Consider the following 19,495-nt stretch of genomic DNA (forward strand, 5'->3'; position numbering starts at 1 on the left):
CCTATTACCTATTTTATGGAGGGCGCAAGCCTTGCGCCCCTAAAGTTCTGAATTCATCATTTCACCCATGGCTACTACAATTTTTCGTTCACCTTTGTAGGGATTACGACTATGAGCAGTTAATAAATTGTCCAACATCAAGACATCAGTTTTTTGCCAAGGAAAACTAATAGTAGCTGTTTGATAAGCCCGATTAATTTCAGCAATATCCTCTGGTTCTAGAGGAGAACCATCACCATAATAAACATTACGTGGTAAATTTTCTTCGCCAAATACTGATAGTAAAGACTCTCTAACTTGAGGATCGAGATAAGAAATATGATGAAGTTGAATTTGATTAAAAAATACCTTTTCTTGAGTGATTGGATGTAACGCGATCGCAGGTCTTTTTTTAGAAGTTTTTAAACCATTATTAGGTAACCATTCAAACTCCATTTCTGATTGGCGACAATGTTCTTCAACTACTGCTTTATCTTCGGTGTGAAAGAAATTTTGCCAACTTACATCTAAACCTTTAATATAGTTACGGACATACATTAATTGTTTTTGTTCTAATTTTTCTCTAACTTTAGGATCGAGAATTCGATAAACTTCACGACAATCAACAATCGGAGTTTCTCCTCCTTCTTGCGCTGGTTGGACACAATAAAACCAAATTTTTTGAGGATAACAATGCAGGTGAGAACTTTCGTTGTGAAATAAGATAGTTTTATTGGCAGGATAAGGAGTTGAACCATAAACTTTATTGCTTACTCCCGTACGAGGTAAATCCCCATAATTACCAAATAAATTAGGACAAATAGTTTGGGCTAGATTTTCAAAATCAGTAATAGAATTAAGTTGGCAATTCCGAAATAAAATTGCACCGTGTTGAAGTAATTTATCTTCTAAAAACTTTCTTTCGTTTTTAACCCAATCAATAAGATCCAGATCTTTGACAGCAGGAGTAATTACTAAAGGTAAAGTTTGTCCAGACTGTAAAAAATCTGTCTTAATTAATTCTTCAGAAGATGGCAAGCTAATTGCTTTGGGTTTAACCTTTAAAAACTTATTAAACTTACTTTTTGCTTGAGTTATTTCTGCCATTGTTTGTACCTCTTGTTCTGCTTGAATAGTAATTGCTAGATTGTTAATTCGAGTATCTGGTTTGGAAACAATATTTTGTAGTAAAGTTACGTAATGATTTGACAATTTACTGATGGTATTACCGTCAAAAAAATCGCTATTATATGTCCAAGTTCCAACAATTCCTGATGGTGTTTCAGAGATAAATAAAACGAGATCGAATTTGGCTTTACTATCTATTTCTTTAATAGGTGAAATAGTTAAACCAGGAAGCTCTAATGTTTGTGTTGGAACATTATCCATAACTAATAACACCTGAAATAAAGGTGTTTGATTTAGTTTTCTTGATGGTTGTAATTCTTGAACGAGTCGCTCAAAAGGTAAGTCTTGATGAGCATAAGCTGATAAAGTTACTTCTTTGACTCTGCTTAATAATTCCCTAAAACTCGGATAACCTGATAAATCGGTGCGTAAAAGCAGTAAATTAACAAAAAATCCAATTAATCCTTCTGTTTCAGTGCGATTACGATTAGCAATGTCTGCTCCGACGACAATATCATCCTGTTGGGTATAGCGATACAGTAAAACTTTGAGTGCCGTCAAAATCACCATAAACAAAGTGGCATCATGCTGGCGAGATAGTTGCTGTATAGCAAGGGTTAATTCTTGAGACAGTTCAAATTTATGACTCAGACTGCGATTAGTTTTAACTAGGGGTGGTTGTTGGTATGGCAGTTTCAAAACAGGTAATTTACCACCCAGTTTTTGTTGCCAATAGTGGAGTTGTTTTTCTAACACCTCTCCTTGTAACCATTCCCGTTGCCAAACAGCGTAATCTGCATATTGAATAGGTAATTCTGGCAAATGTGAGGGTTTTTGTTGAGAAAAGGCTTGATAAAGGGTGACAAATTCTTCAACTAAAATTCCTATTGACCAAGCATCGGAGATAATATGATGCATGGTAAAGAGAATGACGTTTTCTAAATCATCCAACCGAATTAAGGTAACTTTGATTAAGGAATCTGTTTCTAAATCAAATGGTTGTAGTGCTTCTTGTTCAGTGAGTTTGATTACTTCTGGTTCTTGTTCTGTTTTAGATAAACTAGTTAAATCAACTGTTATTAGTTGAAACTTACTCTGGGAATGAATAACCTGTATCGGTTCATCATTAACTACTTTAAAGTTGGTGCGGAGAATTTCGTGTCGCTCAATAATTACTTGAATAGTTTGAATTAAAACTTCTACATCTAGTTTTCCTTGCAAGCGTAAAGCTTCAGGGATATTATAAGCTGGGTTATCTGGTTCTAATTGAGCCAAAAACCATAGTCGTTGCTGGGCAAAGGATAAAGGTAAATCCCTATCTCTTGTTACAGGTTTAATTGGTGGTATTTCTTGGGTAATACTGGTTGTTATTTGATTAGCTAATTGAGCAATATTTGGATACTCAAACAAACACCGTAGAGCTAACTCAACCGATAAACTTTGACGTATTTTAGAGACAACTTGAGTTGCGAGTAGAGAATGTCCCCCCAATTCAAAGAAATTATCATTGATTCCTACCTGGGGAAGATTCAGCACTTCTTGCCAGATTTTAACTAGACTTGCCTCGGTTTCAGTACGAGGTGCAAAATATTGAGTTGTAGTTAGAGTAAAATCGGGAATGGGTAAAGAATTGCGATCGCATTTACCATTGGGAGTTAAGGGAAACGCCTTCAATTCCACCAAGGCAGAAGGAATCATGTAATCTGGTAATTTGGATTTGAGGAAATCCCTTAATTGTTTAATGTCTAGTTTTGCTTCAGAAATATAATAAGCAACTAATCTTGTATCCCCAGTAGTATCCTGATAAGCAACAACAACACAATCTTTAACTAGCGGGTAACTAGCTATAACTACCTCAATTTCCCCTAATTCAATCCGAAATCCCCGAATTTTAACCTGATGATCAATTCTGCCCAAATATTCAATTGTGCCATCACCATGATAACGAGCTAAATCGCCAGTTTTATATAATGTTGAATTCTGTAGGGATATTTCATGAAATATCTCTACGTCCAATAACGGGTTAGGAATAAATTTCTCTTTGGTTAATTCTGACCGATTTAAATAACCTCGTGCTACTCCCGCTCCACCGATATACAATTCTCCTGTGATACCAATAGGAACGGGTTGTAAATGGGAATCTAAAATATATAATTGTGTATTAGCAAACGGTTTACCAATCGGAACCAACTGTTCGGATGATAATTGCTTTGCTTTTAGTTCAAAATAGCAACTATCGATAGTAGCTTCAGTTACGCCAAAAGAATTAATTAGTCTGGTTTGTTTGCCTAAAAATTGTGGAAATTTTTGATATTCTCGACCATACCAACTATCCGAACCACAAATAACTAGTTTTAGTTCTAATTTCTGGTTACTCTTTTCTAAATACTCAATCAAATTTCGCAAGACTACAGGTACAAATTCACCGCAGTCGATTTGATGTTGCTTGATTAATGAATAAAGTTGCTCTGCTTCTAATAAAAACTCCTGGGGACACAGAACTAATTTTCCTCCCGAACATAATGCGCGAACTAAATCCCCAGTAAAAACATCAAAGGCGAAGTTAGCCATCTGGAGATGGGTTTTAAGCGAGTTTAATTGATAAGCATCTTTCCACGCAAAGTAATTATTAACCAAACTAGAATGTTCTACCATTACCCCTTTTGGTTTACCTGTTGAACCAGAGGTATAAATCACATAAGCTAGATTGTTAGTTGTAACTTCACTGATGGGGTTTTGATCGTTTTGTTGAGCAATTAATTCCCAATCTGAATCTAAACAAACTAACTCTGCTTGATATTCATCAAAAGATTTTACTAAAGGCTGTTGAGTTATCAAGATCGAAATTTGAGCATCTGATAACATCTCAGCTAAACGTTCCAAGGGATGAGTTGGATTTAGCGGTAAATAAGCTCCACCTGCTTTAAGAATGCCTAGTATGCCGACAACCACTTCTACTGAGCGTTCAACACAAATACCTATCAAAGTCTCTGGTTTAACTCCTAATTTTTGTAGATAGTGTGCTAGTTGATTAGCTTTGGTATTTAATTCTTGATAGGTTAATTGTTGATCTTGATAAACAACTGCTACTGCATTCGGTGTTTTGGTTACCTGCTCTTCAAATAAGGAGTGAATACATTGATCTAAAGGATATTCGATTTTAGTATCATTCCATTGGAATAAGATTTGGTTTCTTTCCGCTTCAGTTAATAAAGGTAATTCTGACAGCTTAGTTTCTAGATGGGTAACTATTGCCTTCAATAACACCTGAAAATGCCCGATCATTCTTTCAATGGTGCTAGCTTGAAATAAGTCAGTGCTGTACTCAAACACTCCTGTTAAACCGAAAGACGACTCAAATATATCTAAACTGAGATCGAATTTGGCTGTGTTACTATCTTCGTCAATTGAGCTTAAACTTAATCCTGGTAATTTTAGTTCTGACTCTGGCGCATTTTGTAAGGCAAACATCACATCAAACAAAGGATTACGATTGAGGTGACGCTCTGGCTTTAATTCTTCAACAAGCTTTTCAAAAGGTAGATCCTGGTGACTATATGCTCCTAGGGTGACTTGTTTGACTCGTTGTAGTAATTCCGTAAAACTGAGATTTCCTTCTAAATTGATTCTCAATACCAAGGTATTGACAAAGAAACCAATCAAGCCTTCAATTTCAGCGCGGTTGCGGTTGGCGATGGGAGTACCGACTACGATATCCTCTTGATGGCTATAACGATACAGTAGTACTTTAAAAGCTGCCAGCAACAACATAAAAAGGGTAACTTTTTCCTGTTGACAAAGAGCTTTGAGAGCTTGAGTTAAATATGGAGAGAGGATAAAAGATTGAGTAGCTCCTTGATAGGTTAATTTAGTTGGTCGAGGATAATCGGTGGGTAGGTTTAAAACTGGTGGGTTACTACCTAATTGCTGTTTCCAGTAATTGAGTTGAGTTTGCTGCGCTTTTCCCTGTAACCATTGACGTTGCCAGACAGCAAAATCTGCATATTGAATCGATAATTCTGGTAGAGGTGATGGTTTACCCTCCAAAAAGGCTTGGTAGAGAGTAGCTAATTCTTGAATTAAGATTCCTGTAGACCAATCATCAGAGACAATATGGTGGGTAGTAAATAAAATAATATGTTCCTGGCAACTGCATTTGAGCAGAGTAACTCGCAGTAATAAATCCCTTTCTAAGTTAAAGGGAGATTGAGCTTCTTGTTGGGCAAGTTCTTTAATTTCTCGTTCTTGTTCGGTTGAAGATAAAGTTGTTAAATCGATGACTGGAAGCCGAAAATCTACTGTGGGGGAGATAACTTGAACGGGGTGTTCTGTAACTGTGGTAAATGTAGTTCTTAAAATTTCATGTCTTTTAATAATTTCTTGTAAACTTTGTTCCAAGATGCCAACTTGAAGCTCACCAGTTAACCTAAAAGCTGAGGGTTGATTGTAAAAGGGATTACCAGGTTCTAAACGATCAAGAAACCATAACCTTTGTTGAGCAAAGGATAAAGGAAGCGTACCAGTTCGAGCAACGGGTTGGATAGAAGCCGAAGTTTGGTTAATTTCTTGCAAAAACTCTAAAATTTCTGCTTTCCGTTCGGCTAGTTCTGTTTTTAAGTCTGGTGTGAGTACGTCTTTAGGAGCATTACAGCGCAAGCGAATCTCTGAACTAGCTCCTGGGGCAGTTTCAGACCAGAGTTTGACATCTAAACTATTAAGATGGGATAAGAACTCATTAATAGTTTTCATAGTTCAATTTCCTCGCGATCGCGCCAGCGAAGCTGTCCGCACCGCGCCTCGCCTTTGGCGAGATCGCTGTTGGTTTCGTTGGTTTCTGTGGGGATTGTCTGTAAGTTTTGTAGGGCATTCATACTGTCAAGGTAGCTAGCTAATTGGGCTACGGTTGGCTCTTCAAATAAACTACGCAGAGGTATTTCTTGTTGATATTGCTCTCTTAATCTGGAAATAACTTGGGTAGCTAACAGCGAATGTCCCCCTAACTCGAAAAAGTTATCGTCAAGGCTAATTTGTGTTTGATTTAATACTTCTTGCCAAATAGCTGCTATTGTCTTCTCTGTTTCTGTCTGGGGCGGTAGGAATTCTTTAGAAGTTGCTTCAATTGCTGGTAATGCCCGTCGATCTATCTTGCCACTGGGTGTTAGAGGAAAAGAGGGTAAAGCCATCAAAGCCGAAGGAATCATCTGTTTGGGTAATCTTGCTTCTAGAAACTGACGTAGTTGTGGAATCAGTTCGCGATTATTTACCAAGTTGTTATGATGGGGAACTACATAGGCAACTAATTTTTTATCTTCTGAATCATCCTCTACAACTAAGGCAACTGCTTCTTTAATCTCTGGATATTGACTTAAAACAGTCTCAATTTCCCCTAATTCAATCCGATATCCCCGTATTTTGACTTGATGATCGATTCTACCTAGATATTCAATTCTGCCATCGGGTAACCATCTCCCTAAATCTCCTGTTTTATAAATCAGGGAATGGGGTAGGGGCGATTCACGAATCGCCCCTACGAAGGGATTGGCAACAAAACTAGCTGCGGTTTTCTCTTCATTGCGCCAATATCCTAGCCCTACTCCATAACCTGATACACAGATTTCTCCTGGTACTCCGATTGGCACTAATTGTAGGTTGCGGTCTAAGATGTAGAGGTTTAGGTTAGCTAAGGGTTTTCCTATTGAAACACTTCTTTGATTTGCTGGTAGGGATTGAGTGATAATCTCTTGGGTAATGTCATCACTAGCTTCAGAAGGGCCATAGGCATTGACTACTGGTATGTTGGGATATAATTGCAGCCATTGATTGACTAGTTCTACAGATACTGATTCTCCTGTGATCATCATCCATTGCAGAGATGGTAGTTGTCTAGCTTGAGGTGATAAACCTGTAAGGTATTGCAGTAAGTTTTTGAGTACTTGAGGTACTAATTCTACTAAGGTGATTTGTTGTTGTTGAATGGTTTGAAATAACTTGGGAGGATCACAGACGGTTTCAGTATCAATGATGATGGTTTTGCCACCAATTAGAAGGGGTGCTAAGAATTGCCAGACGGAAATATCGGATGAGGCGGGCGCACTTTGTAGGAAGGTTAAATTAGATGTTAATTGAAGGGCATCGTATTGAGCATAGATGTGATTGATTGCTCCACCATGTCTAATCATGGCTCCTTTGGGCATTCCTGTTGAACCAGAGGTATAGATGATATAGGCTAAATCTGTTCCTTTTCCTTCAAAATCAAGATTATCTGAAGAAAATTGGGCAATTGAATTGCGATCATGAAGTGCCTTGCCAAGGGCGAGATCGCTTATTTTTATAGAATTATTGTAATTGTCTTCGTTTATTTCACCATCCAAACAAACCAGATAATTGACTTCAGGGCAATCGCTCAAAAATTCGGCTAACGATTCTAAACTAACTTTGTCGGTTAAAATAGTCCTCGCTTGACTATTAGTAACCATATATTTAATTCTTTCTGGTGGATAGGTGCAATCAATTGGTACATAAACTCCCCCTGCTTTAAAAATCGCCAGAATTGCAATTAAAAAGTTAACATCTCTTTCTTTAACAACAGCAATTAATTCTCCTGATTGTATATTTAAATTCTGAAGTAATCGAGCTAATTGATTCGCTTTTTGATTTAGTTCGTGATAAGTAAAACAAATATCTCGGTCAATTACAGCAATACTATCCCTTGTCTTTTCTACTTGTTCTTCAAATAAAGTAGCAATGGTTTTATTAACAGGATATTCTTTACTATTGCGATTAAATTCATGCAAAAGTTTAAAGCGATCGCTTTTAGTTAGTAGTTCAATTTGTGATAACTGGCAATTTTTAATTTTGTTAATATCTTCAGTTAAAACATTTAAATAATATTGCTTAAATAATTCAATAGTTTCTGCTTTGAATAGCGAGCTTTTATAGAATATTTTTCCTTTAATCAGGTTTTGTTCAATCGAAAAAATAATGGTAATATCGTTGTTGATTGATTCTGGAATTGAGTGATGAATATTTTCTAAAGCAATAACCAGATCGAAAATCGGACATTGATTAATTGATTGAGGAAGTTGTAATTGCTGAATTAAATCTAAAACTGGATAATTTTGATAACTATAAGATTTAATCGTCGTATCTTTAATTAATTCTAATGTCTCTTTAAAAGTAAACTTTGAATCAAGTTTAAAACGTAAAGGAATAATCTGATCTAATTCACTTCGATAACTAGGTGAACCAACAATTATTTCTTCGCGGTCAAGATATCGATGAAGAAAAATCACCGAGTTTGTTAAAAGTAATAAATAAATTGAAAAATGAGAACCTTGAGTAATTTGCAGAATCTTTTGTGATACTTGTTGAGAAAGTTCAAAACAAACTTCTCGGTCTTTTTCTGTATAAGAGGTAGGTCTAAGATAATCGAGAATTAAATTTGTCTCTGGTAGTTCCCCACCTAATTGGTTTGACCAATAAACTTTATGAAAAAATAATTCTTCGTTAGTTAGTAAATTAGGACTATCCTTAATAGCAATCATTGGTTTAAATTAAATCAAATAATATTATCAAAATTCGGAGTCAGTAGGGGGGATTAATGAATTATCCCTACTAATTTTTTCAAGCTGAGACTCTATACGTATTTTTAGCTAAACAATCACTCAATGCTTGTTGAATGATCGAACAACCTTTTTGAAGAACCGACATTTCTATATTTAAAGGAGGTAAAATTTTGATAACGGTATCATTTCTACCGACTCTTTCAATAATTAATCCTAAATCAAAACAGCGATCGCATATATTTTTAGCTAAATTAGGATCGTTAAATTGGCTGAGATCAATTCCCCAAATCATGCCAATTCCGCGTATTTCTATTTTCTCATCAATTGGTTGAATTTTTTTATTTAAGAAACTTTTTAAGAAAAACTCTTTGAGTCTTACTTCTTTTTCAAGTTCAATATTTTCTCGATATTCAAGAGCAGCAGTTGCACCAACAAATGCTAATTGATTTCCTCGAAAAGTACCTGTATGTTCTCCTGCTTTCCAGATGTCTAATTCTGGTTTAATTAATAATAGTGACATGGGCAAACCATAACCACTAATTGATTTAGAAAGAACAACTAGATCGGGAACTATCTTAGCTCTTTCAAAGGAGAAAAAAGACCCAGTACGACCACAACCTACTTGAATATCATCACAAATTAATAAAATATTATAGCGATCGCACAAATCTCTTAATCGCTGCATCCATTCGATTGGCGCAACAATAATTCCTCCTTCTGCTTGTACGGTTTCAAATATAATTGCTGCTGGTTTCTCGATACCTGAATGAGTGTCAGTTAGTACTAATTCTAAATATTCTAAAGTATCAATTTTTGCCATCTTTCCATCGGGATAAGGCATAAAAGTAACGTCGTTAGTTAAACCATTTATACCAGCTTTTAACTCTTTATTTCCTGTAATTGATAAACTACCTGCGGTCATGCCATGAAATGCTCCCATAAAGGAAAATATACCTATTTTTTGTTTAACTTTTCTGGCTAATTTTAAGGCAGCTTCAACCGCATTTGTTCCAGTTGGCCCACAAAATTGTAAGCGATAGTTAAGGTTTTTTGGATTTAAAATTGAACTTTGAAATTTGCTAATAAATTCTTCTTTAGCAGAAGTATGAAAGTCTAATCCATGAGCGATCGCGTCTTTGTTTAGATAGTCAATAATTTGTTGTTTGATGTAATCGTTATTATGACCGTAGTTTAAAGCACCAGCACCAGCTAAAAAATCAATATATTCGCGATCGCCAGCATAAATAATTGAGTTTTTGGCTTTATTAAATACGGTGGGAAAATTGCGACAGTAGCTTCTTACGTTTGATTCGTATTGTTCAAAAACTTTCATGGTTTGATAATGATGAATGGTTGAGTTTTTTGTATGGTTAATTCGCCCTTAAAAAATTTAAAAATTAAAAGTAATTTGTTGTTCTAACCTCGCGATAGTTTGTTTTTGTTTTTCTGTTAAAAGTGATATATCTTGCAAACAACTATCAGGATGATTGACAATAAAGTTGAGTAAAATTTCAAAATGAGTTAAAATCGCGTCAATGGTGCTGCGAGCAACGACATTAAAGTCATAGTTGATTCCTACTAATAAAGGAAAAACGGGAACGACAACGACAGTAATGGGGTAATTAATTTTATAAAAAGTGTTGAAGCTAGTAGTTTCTATTTCTCTTTTATCTTCCCGTAAACTCTCAGGTTCTGGTAGATTTTCAAAGACAACAATACTTTCAAATAAAGGCGAATTTGGGGGCATTTCACTCCACACTTTTACCTCTACTAATGGACTATATTCGTATTGACGAATTTCAACTAATAAGTTTTGGAGTTGTTTGAGCCAAGGTAAAATAGTCTCGTTAGGATCGACTTTTACTCTGACAGGTAAAGTATTAAGTAACATCCCTGCAATCGATTCCACACCATCTAATTCAGGCGGACGACCAGATACGGTACAGCCATAAACTACTTCTGCTTGACTACTGTAATAACTAAGTAAGATTGCCCAAGTTCCTTGGATTAAAGTATTTAAAGTTAAGTGATTTTGTTTAGCAAACTCATTGAGCGCGCTACTCATGGCTGGAGATAAAGCAATTTGTCGATCTTCGTATTCTGGATCTGGCTCATCGCAACCATATAAATTATCTAAAGAGGTAGGAGTTTTAATTCCTTTGAGCATCGTGCGCCAAAATTGCTCTGCTTTAGATGGGTCTTGTTTTTGTAACCAGTTAATGTAACTGCGGAAAGGAGTACTAGGAGCTAAAGATAATTCTCGTTTTTTACAGATAGATAGATAAATTTGAACTACTTCATCGAGGAGTAGCGGGGCAGACCAACCATCTGCGACAATAAAATGTCTAGTCCAAACTAATTCGTAAAGATTCTCCGCCAAGCGGAATAAAGTCAAACGCATTGGACAAGGTTGAGTGAGAGCGAAACTATTAGAACGATCGCTTTCTAAGAAGAAGTTCATTTGCTCTTGTTGCTGCTCAACTCCTCGCCAGTCATGATATTCAAAGGGGACTGTTACTTGTTTGTAAACAACTTGTAAAGGTCGTTCCACATCTTCCCAATAAAAGCCTGTGCGTAAGATTGTGTGTCGTTGGACTACTTGTTGCCAAGCTTGTTCAAAGGCATTGCGATCAAGTAAGGTTTTTAAAGTAAAGGTAGCTTGAAATAAATAAAGTCCGTTTTCCGAATCATATAAACTGTGGAACAGGATACCCTTTTGTATCGGTGTCAGTTCGTAGATGTCTTCAATTGACTCTAATAAATTCGGTGCAATTTTATCTTTTAATTCAAGTAAGAGAGGTTGATAATTATTTTCCTCTTGAGGAGTTACCTCAATTTCCTTAGTCGTTATTTCTGCTGCTAAACTAGCGACGGTAGGATATTCAAAGATTTGTTTTGGAGTAGCTTGTAACCCTGCTTGGTTAACTTTGGCAACAATTTGAATACTTAAAATTGAGTCTCCCCCTAACTCGAAGAAATTATCATGAATGCTGACTCGTTCCATTTCTAAGACGGTTGCCCAAATATCCACTAAGATTGCTTCTGTGGGGTTACGAGGAGAAACAAACTCTTTTTCTGACTGGGATGTAACTCGTTCTGGTTCGGGTAATGCTTGTCTATTTACCTTGCCGTTGGGTGTTAAAGGTAAAGTCTTTAACTGGACAAATATCCCAGGAACCATATAGTCTGGTAATTTTTGTTGAAGGAAAGCGTGTATGTCGGCATCGCTTAATTGTTGCTGTGGTTGGGGAACGACATAAGCAACCAGACGTTTAGTTTCAGATTTGTCAGTTGTAACTGTAGCGATCGCGTCTTTTAGACTAGGATGTTGTTGTAGTGTCGCTTCTATTTCCCCTAATTCGATGCGATAACCCCGAATTTTAACTTGATGGTCGATTCTACCTAAAAATTCTAAATTACCATCGGGTAGATAACGTGCCTTATCTCCAGTTTTATACAGTATTGGTGTCAGGATGCAGGGGTGTAAAGGTGCAGAAGAGCTAATACTGATAACTGGTGTACAGACGTTCCATGGAACGTCTCTACTGGTAACTGTAAAAGGGTTAGGAATAAACTTTTCAGCAGTTAATTGAGGCTGATTTAAATAACCTCTACTCACTTGTAAACCACCGATATAGATTTCTCCTGGTACGCCGATAGGTACTGGTTGTAAATTACGATCGAGAAGGTAAATTTGGGTATTAGCGATCGCTTTACCTAACGGAACGGTTTCAGATGGTAAGACAGTGGTTTCGTTGGTAACTGCAAAAGTACAAACGCCGACGGTTGTTTCTGTAGGACCGTAATGGTTGAAAATTTGGCAATGAGGTTGATATTGTCGGATTTTATGAACTAATTGCCAGTTTAAAGTTTCTCCGCCTAAAATTAAGCATTTTTTTGGTAAGATTTTCTGTGGTTCGGCTGCACTGAGTAAAGCATTGAGGTGAGAAGGAACGATTTTTAGGCAATCTAGGGAATAGCGAGTGCAATAATCCGCAAAGGCTTCGGGATTGGTTGCTATTTCTGGAGAAATGATATGCAGACATCCCCCAGTTAACAAAGCAGGAAAGATCATTGTATTGCCCAAGTCGGCGGTGAGGGAGGAAACCAGGGCAAAGCTTTGATGTTCGGCTAAATTGATTCTCTCTGAGATGGCGTAGTAATAATTAAGGAGTTGTTGGTGTTCGATGGCGACTCCTTTGGGTTTTCCCGTCGAACCAGAAGTAAACAACACATAAGCCAGATTTTCTCTGTTTGTTTCGTTGAGAAGATTGGCATGACTTTGAGCTTCAATCTTTTCCCAGTCTGCATCGAGACATATTATTTCTTTGGTAAATTGAGCTAAATTAGAAGCTAATGTTTGATCGCTTAAAACTATTTTCGCTGCTTCCAAGCGATCGCTCAAGGCTGTGGCAGGAAAGTTAGAATCTAAAGGTAAATATGCGCCTCCTGCTTTGAGAATTCCTAACAGCGCGATAATTGCTAAATGAGATTTTTCTAAGTACAAGCCTACTAAAACTTCAGGTTGAACACCTCTTTGGCGTAGATAGAAAGCTAGTTGATTGGCTTGTTGGTTGAGTTGAGCATACGTTAACTGTTCCTCTTCAAAGATAATAGCGATGTGATCGGGTGTTTTTTCTACCTGTGCTTCAAACAGTTGATGAATACATTGATCTTGAGGATAATTTTGTTGGGTTTGATTAAACTCATAGAGTAGCTTATGGCGATCGCTTGAACTAAGTAGATTTAATCGCTCGATTCTGGTATTAGGATTTTGAAGTGCATCTGCTAACAGGTTTTGAAATTGTTGAGCAATTGCCGTAATGCTTTCTGGAGAGAAATAGTTGCGGTCGTAATTAAATTCTAGCTGTAATGTATCGTGAACAATAGCAGAGAGTTCGAGTGTAAATTTTTCAAGACAACTAGATTGTTTTAATAAGGAAAATGATACTTCTTCTGTATTTCTGGGAGTGGGTAATTCTTGAAACTCAAAACCAATGGGAAAAGCGAACTCCTCTTCTGGTACAAAATAATCTTGCCATTCTCGAACTGATTCTAAAGTCTGTTTAGTTAGTTCTAAAACTTCAGTAAAAGTTAGCCCTGGGGTGAAATCACTCTTAATCGGAATCCAGGTAGCTAATAACCCCATAATTGAGTGCATTTCTTCATATTCTCGGCGATCGCATTCCATCCCAATCACCATTTGTGCTTCTGTGATCCGCCAAATCAATATCTGCCAACAGGCTAATAAAATTAATTCAGTGGAAGTTTGATACTGTTGAGCAATTGTTTCTAATTGAGTTGTTAACTCTGAAGAAAGTACCAACTCTAAACTCTTAATCACCATTGATGATGAATTTAAAGACTTATTCTCTCCAGGTAATCTCACCGAAGGAAGCTGTTGTTGCTGCCAAAATTGTTGTGCTGTTTCAGCATCTTCATCTGTCAGTAATTCATTTTGCCATTGGGAAAATTGAACGTACTGTACAACTTCATCCTCTGACTGATCCAGACAGTTAGAATAACCATCAACAATCTCATTAAACAGATTCTTCAACGTCCAGCGATCGCCACATAAAGCAGGTAAAGTAATGAGTAAGATGTAGCTATTTGCTGCCACGTGGTATAAAACTAACCGTAAGATTGGCTCGCTTTCTAGGTTATATTTCTGCTTACTTGCTGAGTCTAACAACTCCTCAAGCTTGAATTCGCACTCGCTCAATTGTTTTTCTTCCCAACCAAAGGAAAAGCGATCTCTGATAGTCATCACTGGCAATTTGACACCAGGTAAACGACAAAAATTTGTCCTTAAGATTTGATGACGAGCGACAATTTGTTCAACAACTTGTTTTAATTTAGCTGGCTGTAAATTACCGTTAATCGCGATCGCAGCTTGGGTTAAATAACTCGAATCATTTTGTTGTAACAACCACAGTCTTTGTTGCTGGGGTGAAAGCTGAAAACTTTGAAGAGTTGGAGTTGGCATAAATTTAAAATCCTAGATAGTCAGTAAAGAGGAGGCAGAAAGTAAAAAGTAGAGACGTAACATGTTACGTCTGTACAAAAGTAAAAAGTTAATATTTTTGTTTAATTGCGTTAAATTTGTTTAATTTAGAAAATTTTTTCCGTTGTTTTGTTTGATTTAATTCTTCTAGCTCCTGATCGCTTAACATTTTGACATTATTAATGCGAGCATCGGGTGTTTCTGTAACGCTGTTGAGTAAATTTTGGAAGTGAGTAGACAGACTGATAATCGTAGTTTGGGTAAACAAATCTGCGTTGTATTGCCATTCCCCTTCAATTCCAGCTTCGGTTTCTTTTAAAAACAAAGCCAAATCGAATCTGGTGGTGGTATCTTCTACTTCCCTCAGTTTTAAACTCAATCCTGGTAGCTCAAACACTGGCATCGGAGTATTTTGCATTACCAATAAAACTTGAAATAGAGGCGGAGTATAACTTAAATATCGTTGGGGTTGTAAGGCTTTAACCAAGCGATCAAAAGGTAAATCTTGATGAGCATAAGCTCCTAAAGTTACTTGGCGTACTCGTTGTAATAATTCCGTAAAAGTAGGATTACCGCTTAAATCTGTTCTTAAAACCAATAAATTGACAAAGAAACCAATTAAAGGTTCGATTTCCGAGCAGTTACGATTAGCTACATCCGTACCGACTACAATATCATCTTGATTGGTGTAGCGTTGGAGTAACACCTGTAAAACTGCTAACACAGTCATAAACAAACTTACTCCTTCTCGACGAGATAGTTGCTCAATTGCTTGGGATAACTCGACAGGAATTAAAAAAGTTTCCTTTGCACTGGGATTAGTAGTAACTTCTTGTCTAGGACGAGTAGTAGGTAAGTTTAATACGGGAAGATTATGACCTAATTGTCGCTCCCAATAATTCAACTGAGTTGCTAAAAACTCTCCCTGTAATAATTGCCGTTGCCACACAGCAAAATCTGCATACTGAATTGCTAATTCTGGTAGGGGATTTGGTTGATTATTAACAAAAGCTGTATAAAGTGCCGACAATTCCCGAATAAATACTCCTGTTGACCAAGCATCGGAGATAATATGATGCATGGTAATTAACAACAGATGTTGATTAGTTTGCAGTTGAAAGAGGTTAAGTCTAAATAAAGGAGCTTGGCTTAAATCAAATACTTGTTGGGTATAAACTTGTGTTAGTTGTTTGATTTCTGTATCAAGTTCAGTTGGCGATAACTTGTGTAAATCTGCGCTCGCTAAATTAATCTTTAACTCAGGAGCAATTTTTTGTTTTGGTTGCCCATCAACCATGGTAAAACTTGTTCGTAATACCTCATGTCTTCTGACAATTTCGTTGATGCTTGCTGTAAGTGCCTCTAGGTTGAGTTCACCTTGCAGTTCTAAAATACTAGAACCATTGTAAGCATAAGATTCTGTTTCTAATTGAGCCAAAAACCATAGTCGTTGCTGGGCAAAGGATAAAGGTAAATCTCGCTCTCTTGCTACAGGTTTAATTGGTGGTAGTGCAACGCCGGTATGGATTGTTTCCATTTGATTAGCTAATTGAGCAATAGTTGGATACTCAAACAAACACCGTAGAGCTAACTCAACCGATAAACTTTGACGTATTTTAGAGACAACTTGAGTTGCGAGTAGAGAATGTCCCCCCAATTCAAAGAAATTATCATCAATACCTACTTGGGGAAGATGCAACACTTCTTGCCAGATTGTAGCTAAAGTTTTCTCTGTAGCATTACGAGGTGCAAGATATTGGCTTGTAGTTGGAGTAAAATCGGGAATGGGTAAAGAATTGCGATCGCATTTGCCATTAGGAGTTAAGGGGAAAGCTTCTAACTCAACGAAAGCAGAAGGAATCATGTAATCTGGTAATTTGGATTTGAGGAAATCCCTTAATTGTTTAATGTCTAGTTTTGCTTCAGAAATATAATAAGCAACTAATCTTGTATCCCCAGTAGTATCCTGATAAGCAACAACAACACAATCTTTAACTAGCGGGTAACTAGCTATAACTACCTCAATTTCCCCTAATTCAATCCGAAATCCCCGAATTTTAACCTGATGATCAATTCTGCCCAAATACTCAATTATGCCATCGCCATGATAACGAGCTAAGTCTCCAGTTTTGTACAGTATTGGTGTCAGGTTGCTAAGATTGACACCTGATAGCTGATGACTGGTAACTGTAAAAGGGTTAGGAATAAATTTCTCTTCAGTTAATTGAGGTTGATTTAAATACCCTCTAGCTAAACCTACTCCACCAATGTGTAACTCTCCAGCTACTCCAATCGGAACGGTTTGTAAATCTCGATCTAAAATATATATTTGAATATTGGCAATCGGACGACCAATAGGAACAATAGAAAGAGAACTATTTTTCTGACAACGCCAATGAGTAACATCAATAGCTGCTTCGGTTGGCCCATAAAGATTGTATAACTCGCAGTTAAGTCGAGCAAAAAACTTTTCTTGTAAAGCAAAAGATAATGCTTCGCCACTACAAATAACTCGCTTGAGAGATTGGCAATGTTCTAATCCTTCTGCCTCCAGAAAAATCTGTAACATTGAAGGAACGAAATGGATGGTAGTTATCTGTTGTTCTTTAATTAAATTGATTAAATAATTGCGATCGCGGTGTCCTTCAGGTTTAGCAATGATTAAGCGCGCACCTACCATTAAACACCAAAAAAATTCCCAGACGGAGACATCAAAACTGAAGGGAGTTTTTTGTAAGACAGAATCTTCTGTAGTTAATTGATAAGCCTCTTGCATCCACAGTAAACGATTTAATATCCCTCGATGGGTATTCATTGCACCTTTGGGTTTACCCGTCGAACCAGAAGTATAAATGACATACGCTAGGTTATCTATATGCAAATTACAAATAGGATTAGCAATACTTTCTTTTGTCTTGATTGGTTGCTTCTGTTCTAAAAAGATTACCTGCGCTTGATGAGGAGGAAGATTTTGTTCAATTTGCCGTTGAGTAATTAGAATAGAAGTTTGAGAGTTCTCCAACATAAAAGCTAATCTGTCTCTAGGATAACTAGGATCGAGAGGGAGGTATGCACCTCCTGCTTTGAGAATGGCTAAAAGACCAATTACTAGTTCAAGCGATCGCTCTAAGCAAATCCCGACTATTACTTCTGGTTTGACTCCTAGTTTCTGGAGATGATGGGCTAGTTGATTGGCTCTAGTATTTAATTCTCGATAGGTTAGTTGTTGATTTTCAAAAATAACTGCTACTGCATCTGGAGTTTTTTCTACTTGTGCCTCAAATAATTGATGAATACATTTATCTTGTGGATATTTAACTTCAGTATTATTCCATTCAACTAAAAGCTGTTGTTTTTCTGCTGCTGTTAACAGATCAATTTGAGATAGATGCAAATCGGGATTAACAACTACATTTTCCAACAGTGTTTGATAATGAAGCAACATTCTCTCGATCTGAGCGACCCCAAAGCGATCGCTATTATATTCAAAACACGCCTCTAAACTACTCCCCCTGTCTCGAATTTCTAGAGTGAGAGCTAATTTTGCCATGCCATGAGCAAGCGGTACTTCCGCTACGGTTAACCCTGGTAGTTCTAAATCTGAATTTGGTAGATTGTACAAAATGAACATCACCTGAAACAAAGGCGACTGGCTCAGATTTCTTTCGGGCTGTAAGTGAGCGACTATTTTTTCAAAGGGTAAATCTTGGTTAGAATAAGCTTCAAGAGCTACTTGTTTAACTTGTTGAAGTAATTCAGCAAAAGTTGGATCGCCTGATAAATCGCTTCTTAGTACTAAAGTATTAACAAAAAGACCGATCGCGTCTTCTAATTCTGGACGGTTGCGATTAGCAATAGGTGAACCTACTAAAATATCTTCTAAAGCCGTATAACGAGACAACAAAACTTTGAATGCTGCTAAGAGCAACATAAACAAAGTGACATTTTGTTTTTGACTCAGAGTTTTGAGGGCTTGACTGAGTTGGGAGGATAGTACAATTGATTTTCTCGCACCTCGGCAAGAATTTACTTTGCTGTGGTTGATTTGCTGATTAAGAGTCGGAATTTCTAAATAAGGTAAACTGCCACTTAGTTTTTGCTTCCAGTATTCGAGTTGAGTGGCAAAAATACGATCTGATTGTTGTTTTTCCCACCAAGCAAAGTCTGCGTATTGAATTGATAATTCTGGTAAAGAAGGAGATTTTTTTGCTTGAAAGTCTGCATACAGGGTAGCTATTTCTCGAATAAAAATACCCATTGACCAACCATCACAGATGATATGATGCACTACCATCAGCCACAAATATTGTTGCTCTGAAAGGCGATATAGTTTCAGCCTAAATAAAGGATATTCGGACAAATCGAAGGGTTTTTGAGCTTCCTCGGTCGCTAACTGCATTGCTCTTGCTTCGGCATTAGCTTCCTGCTCAATATCGACGACAGGCAAAGTTATCCAACGATGAGGTGTAATTTGAGTAACTGGTTTACCATCTTTGGCAACAAATTGACTCCGCAGAATCTCATGACGTTGAAGAACTTGATTAAAGCTTTGTTCGAGTGCTGTTAGATTGAGACAACCTCTTAGCTTAAACAGACTAATTTCATTATATAAAGGACAATCTGGTTGTAACTGATGCAGAAGCCATAACCTTTCTTGGGCATAAGAAAGAATTCCTGTCTCAGAGTTTGGCTGCGAATTACTGATTAATGGTGGTTTTAATTGATTTAATCCTTTGCTCTGAAAACGGCGTTCCAATAACGCCCTTTGTTCGGGAGAAAGAGCAGCAATTCTTTCAGAAAGATCCTTCATACAATCAGT

The 19,495-nt window shown here is 37.0% G+C and carries 5 protein-coding genes; all 5 read right to left on the bottom strand.

Going from position 1 to position 19,495, the window contains the following annotated elements; genetic code table 11:
• Nucleotides 1-39: 39 nt before the first annotated feature.
• Nucleotides 40-5,856 (bottom strand): non-ribosomal peptide synthetase, encoded by a 5,817-nt coding sequence (locus tag STA7437_RS13055; protein WP_015193862.1) that lies wholly within the window; start codon nucleotides 5,854-5,856, stop codon nucleotides 40-42.
• On the bottom strand, nucleotides 5,853-8,651 hold the full coding sequence (locus STA7437_RS13060) for a non-ribosomal peptide synthetase (RefSeq protein WP_015193863.1): 2,799 nt from the start codon (nucleotides 8,649-8,651) through the stop codon (nucleotides 5,853-5,855). Before STA7437_RS13060 ends, STA7437_RS13055 begins: the two co-directional genes overlap by 4 nt.
• Nucleotides 8,652-8,730: 79 nt before the next feature.
• Nucleotides 8,731-10,005 carry a diaminobutyrate--2-oxoglutarate transaminase gene (gene ectB / locus STA7437_RS13065; protein WP_015193864.1) on the bottom strand — a complete coding sequence of 425 codons (1,275 nt, stop codon included), beginning with the start codon at nucleotides 10,003-10,005 and terminating at the stop codon, nucleotides 8,731-8,733.
• Nucleotides 10,006-10,062: 57 nt separating this feature from the next.
• Nucleotides 10,063-14,658, bottom strand: a complete 4,596-nt coding sequence (locus STA7437_RS13070) for a non-ribosomal peptide synthetase (RefSeq protein ID WP_015193865.1) — start codon at nucleotides 14,656-14,658, stop codon at nucleotides 10,063-10,065.
• Nucleotides 14,659-14,746: 88 nt separating this feature from the next.
• Nucleotides 14,747-19,486 carry a non-ribosomal peptide synthetase gene (locus STA7437_RS13075; protein WP_015193866.1) on the bottom strand — a complete coding sequence of 1,580 codons (4,740 nt, stop codon included), beginning with the start codon at nucleotides 19,484-19,486 and terminating at the stop codon, nucleotides 14,747-14,749.
• Between the last annotated feature and the right edge of the window lie 9 nt (nucleotides 19,487-19,495).

Source organism: Stanieria cyanosphaera PCC 7437 (assembly GCF_000317575.1).
GTDB classification, from domain to species: domain Bacteria; phylum Cyanobacteriota; class Cyanobacteriia; order Cyanobacteriales; family Xenococcaceae; genus Stanieria; species Stanieria cyanosphaera.

What these genes read in the sequence shown, in the direction of transcription:
- STA7437_RS13070 (WP_015193865.1), bottom strand. Translation starts at nt 14,658, where the DNA reads ATGCCAACTCCAACTCTTCAAAGTTTTCAGCTTTCACCCCAGCAACAA.
- ectB (WP_015193864.1), bottom strand. Translation starts at nt 10,005, where the DNA reads ATGAAAGTTTTTGAACAATACGAATCAAACGTAAGAAGCTACTGTCGC.
- STA7437_RS13055 (WP_015193862.1), bottom strand. Translation starts at nt 5,856, where the DNA reads ATGAAAACTATTAATGAGTTCTTATCCCATCTTAATAGTTTAGATGTC.
- STA7437_RS13060 (WP_015193863.1), bottom strand. Translation starts at nt 8,651, where the DNA reads ATGATTGCTATTAAGGATAGTCCTAATTTACTAACTAACGAAGAATTA.
- STA7437_RS13075 (WP_015193866.1), bottom strand. Translation starts at nt 19,486, where the DNA reads ATGAAGGATCTTTCTGAAAGAATTGCTGCTCTTTCTCCCGAACAAAGG.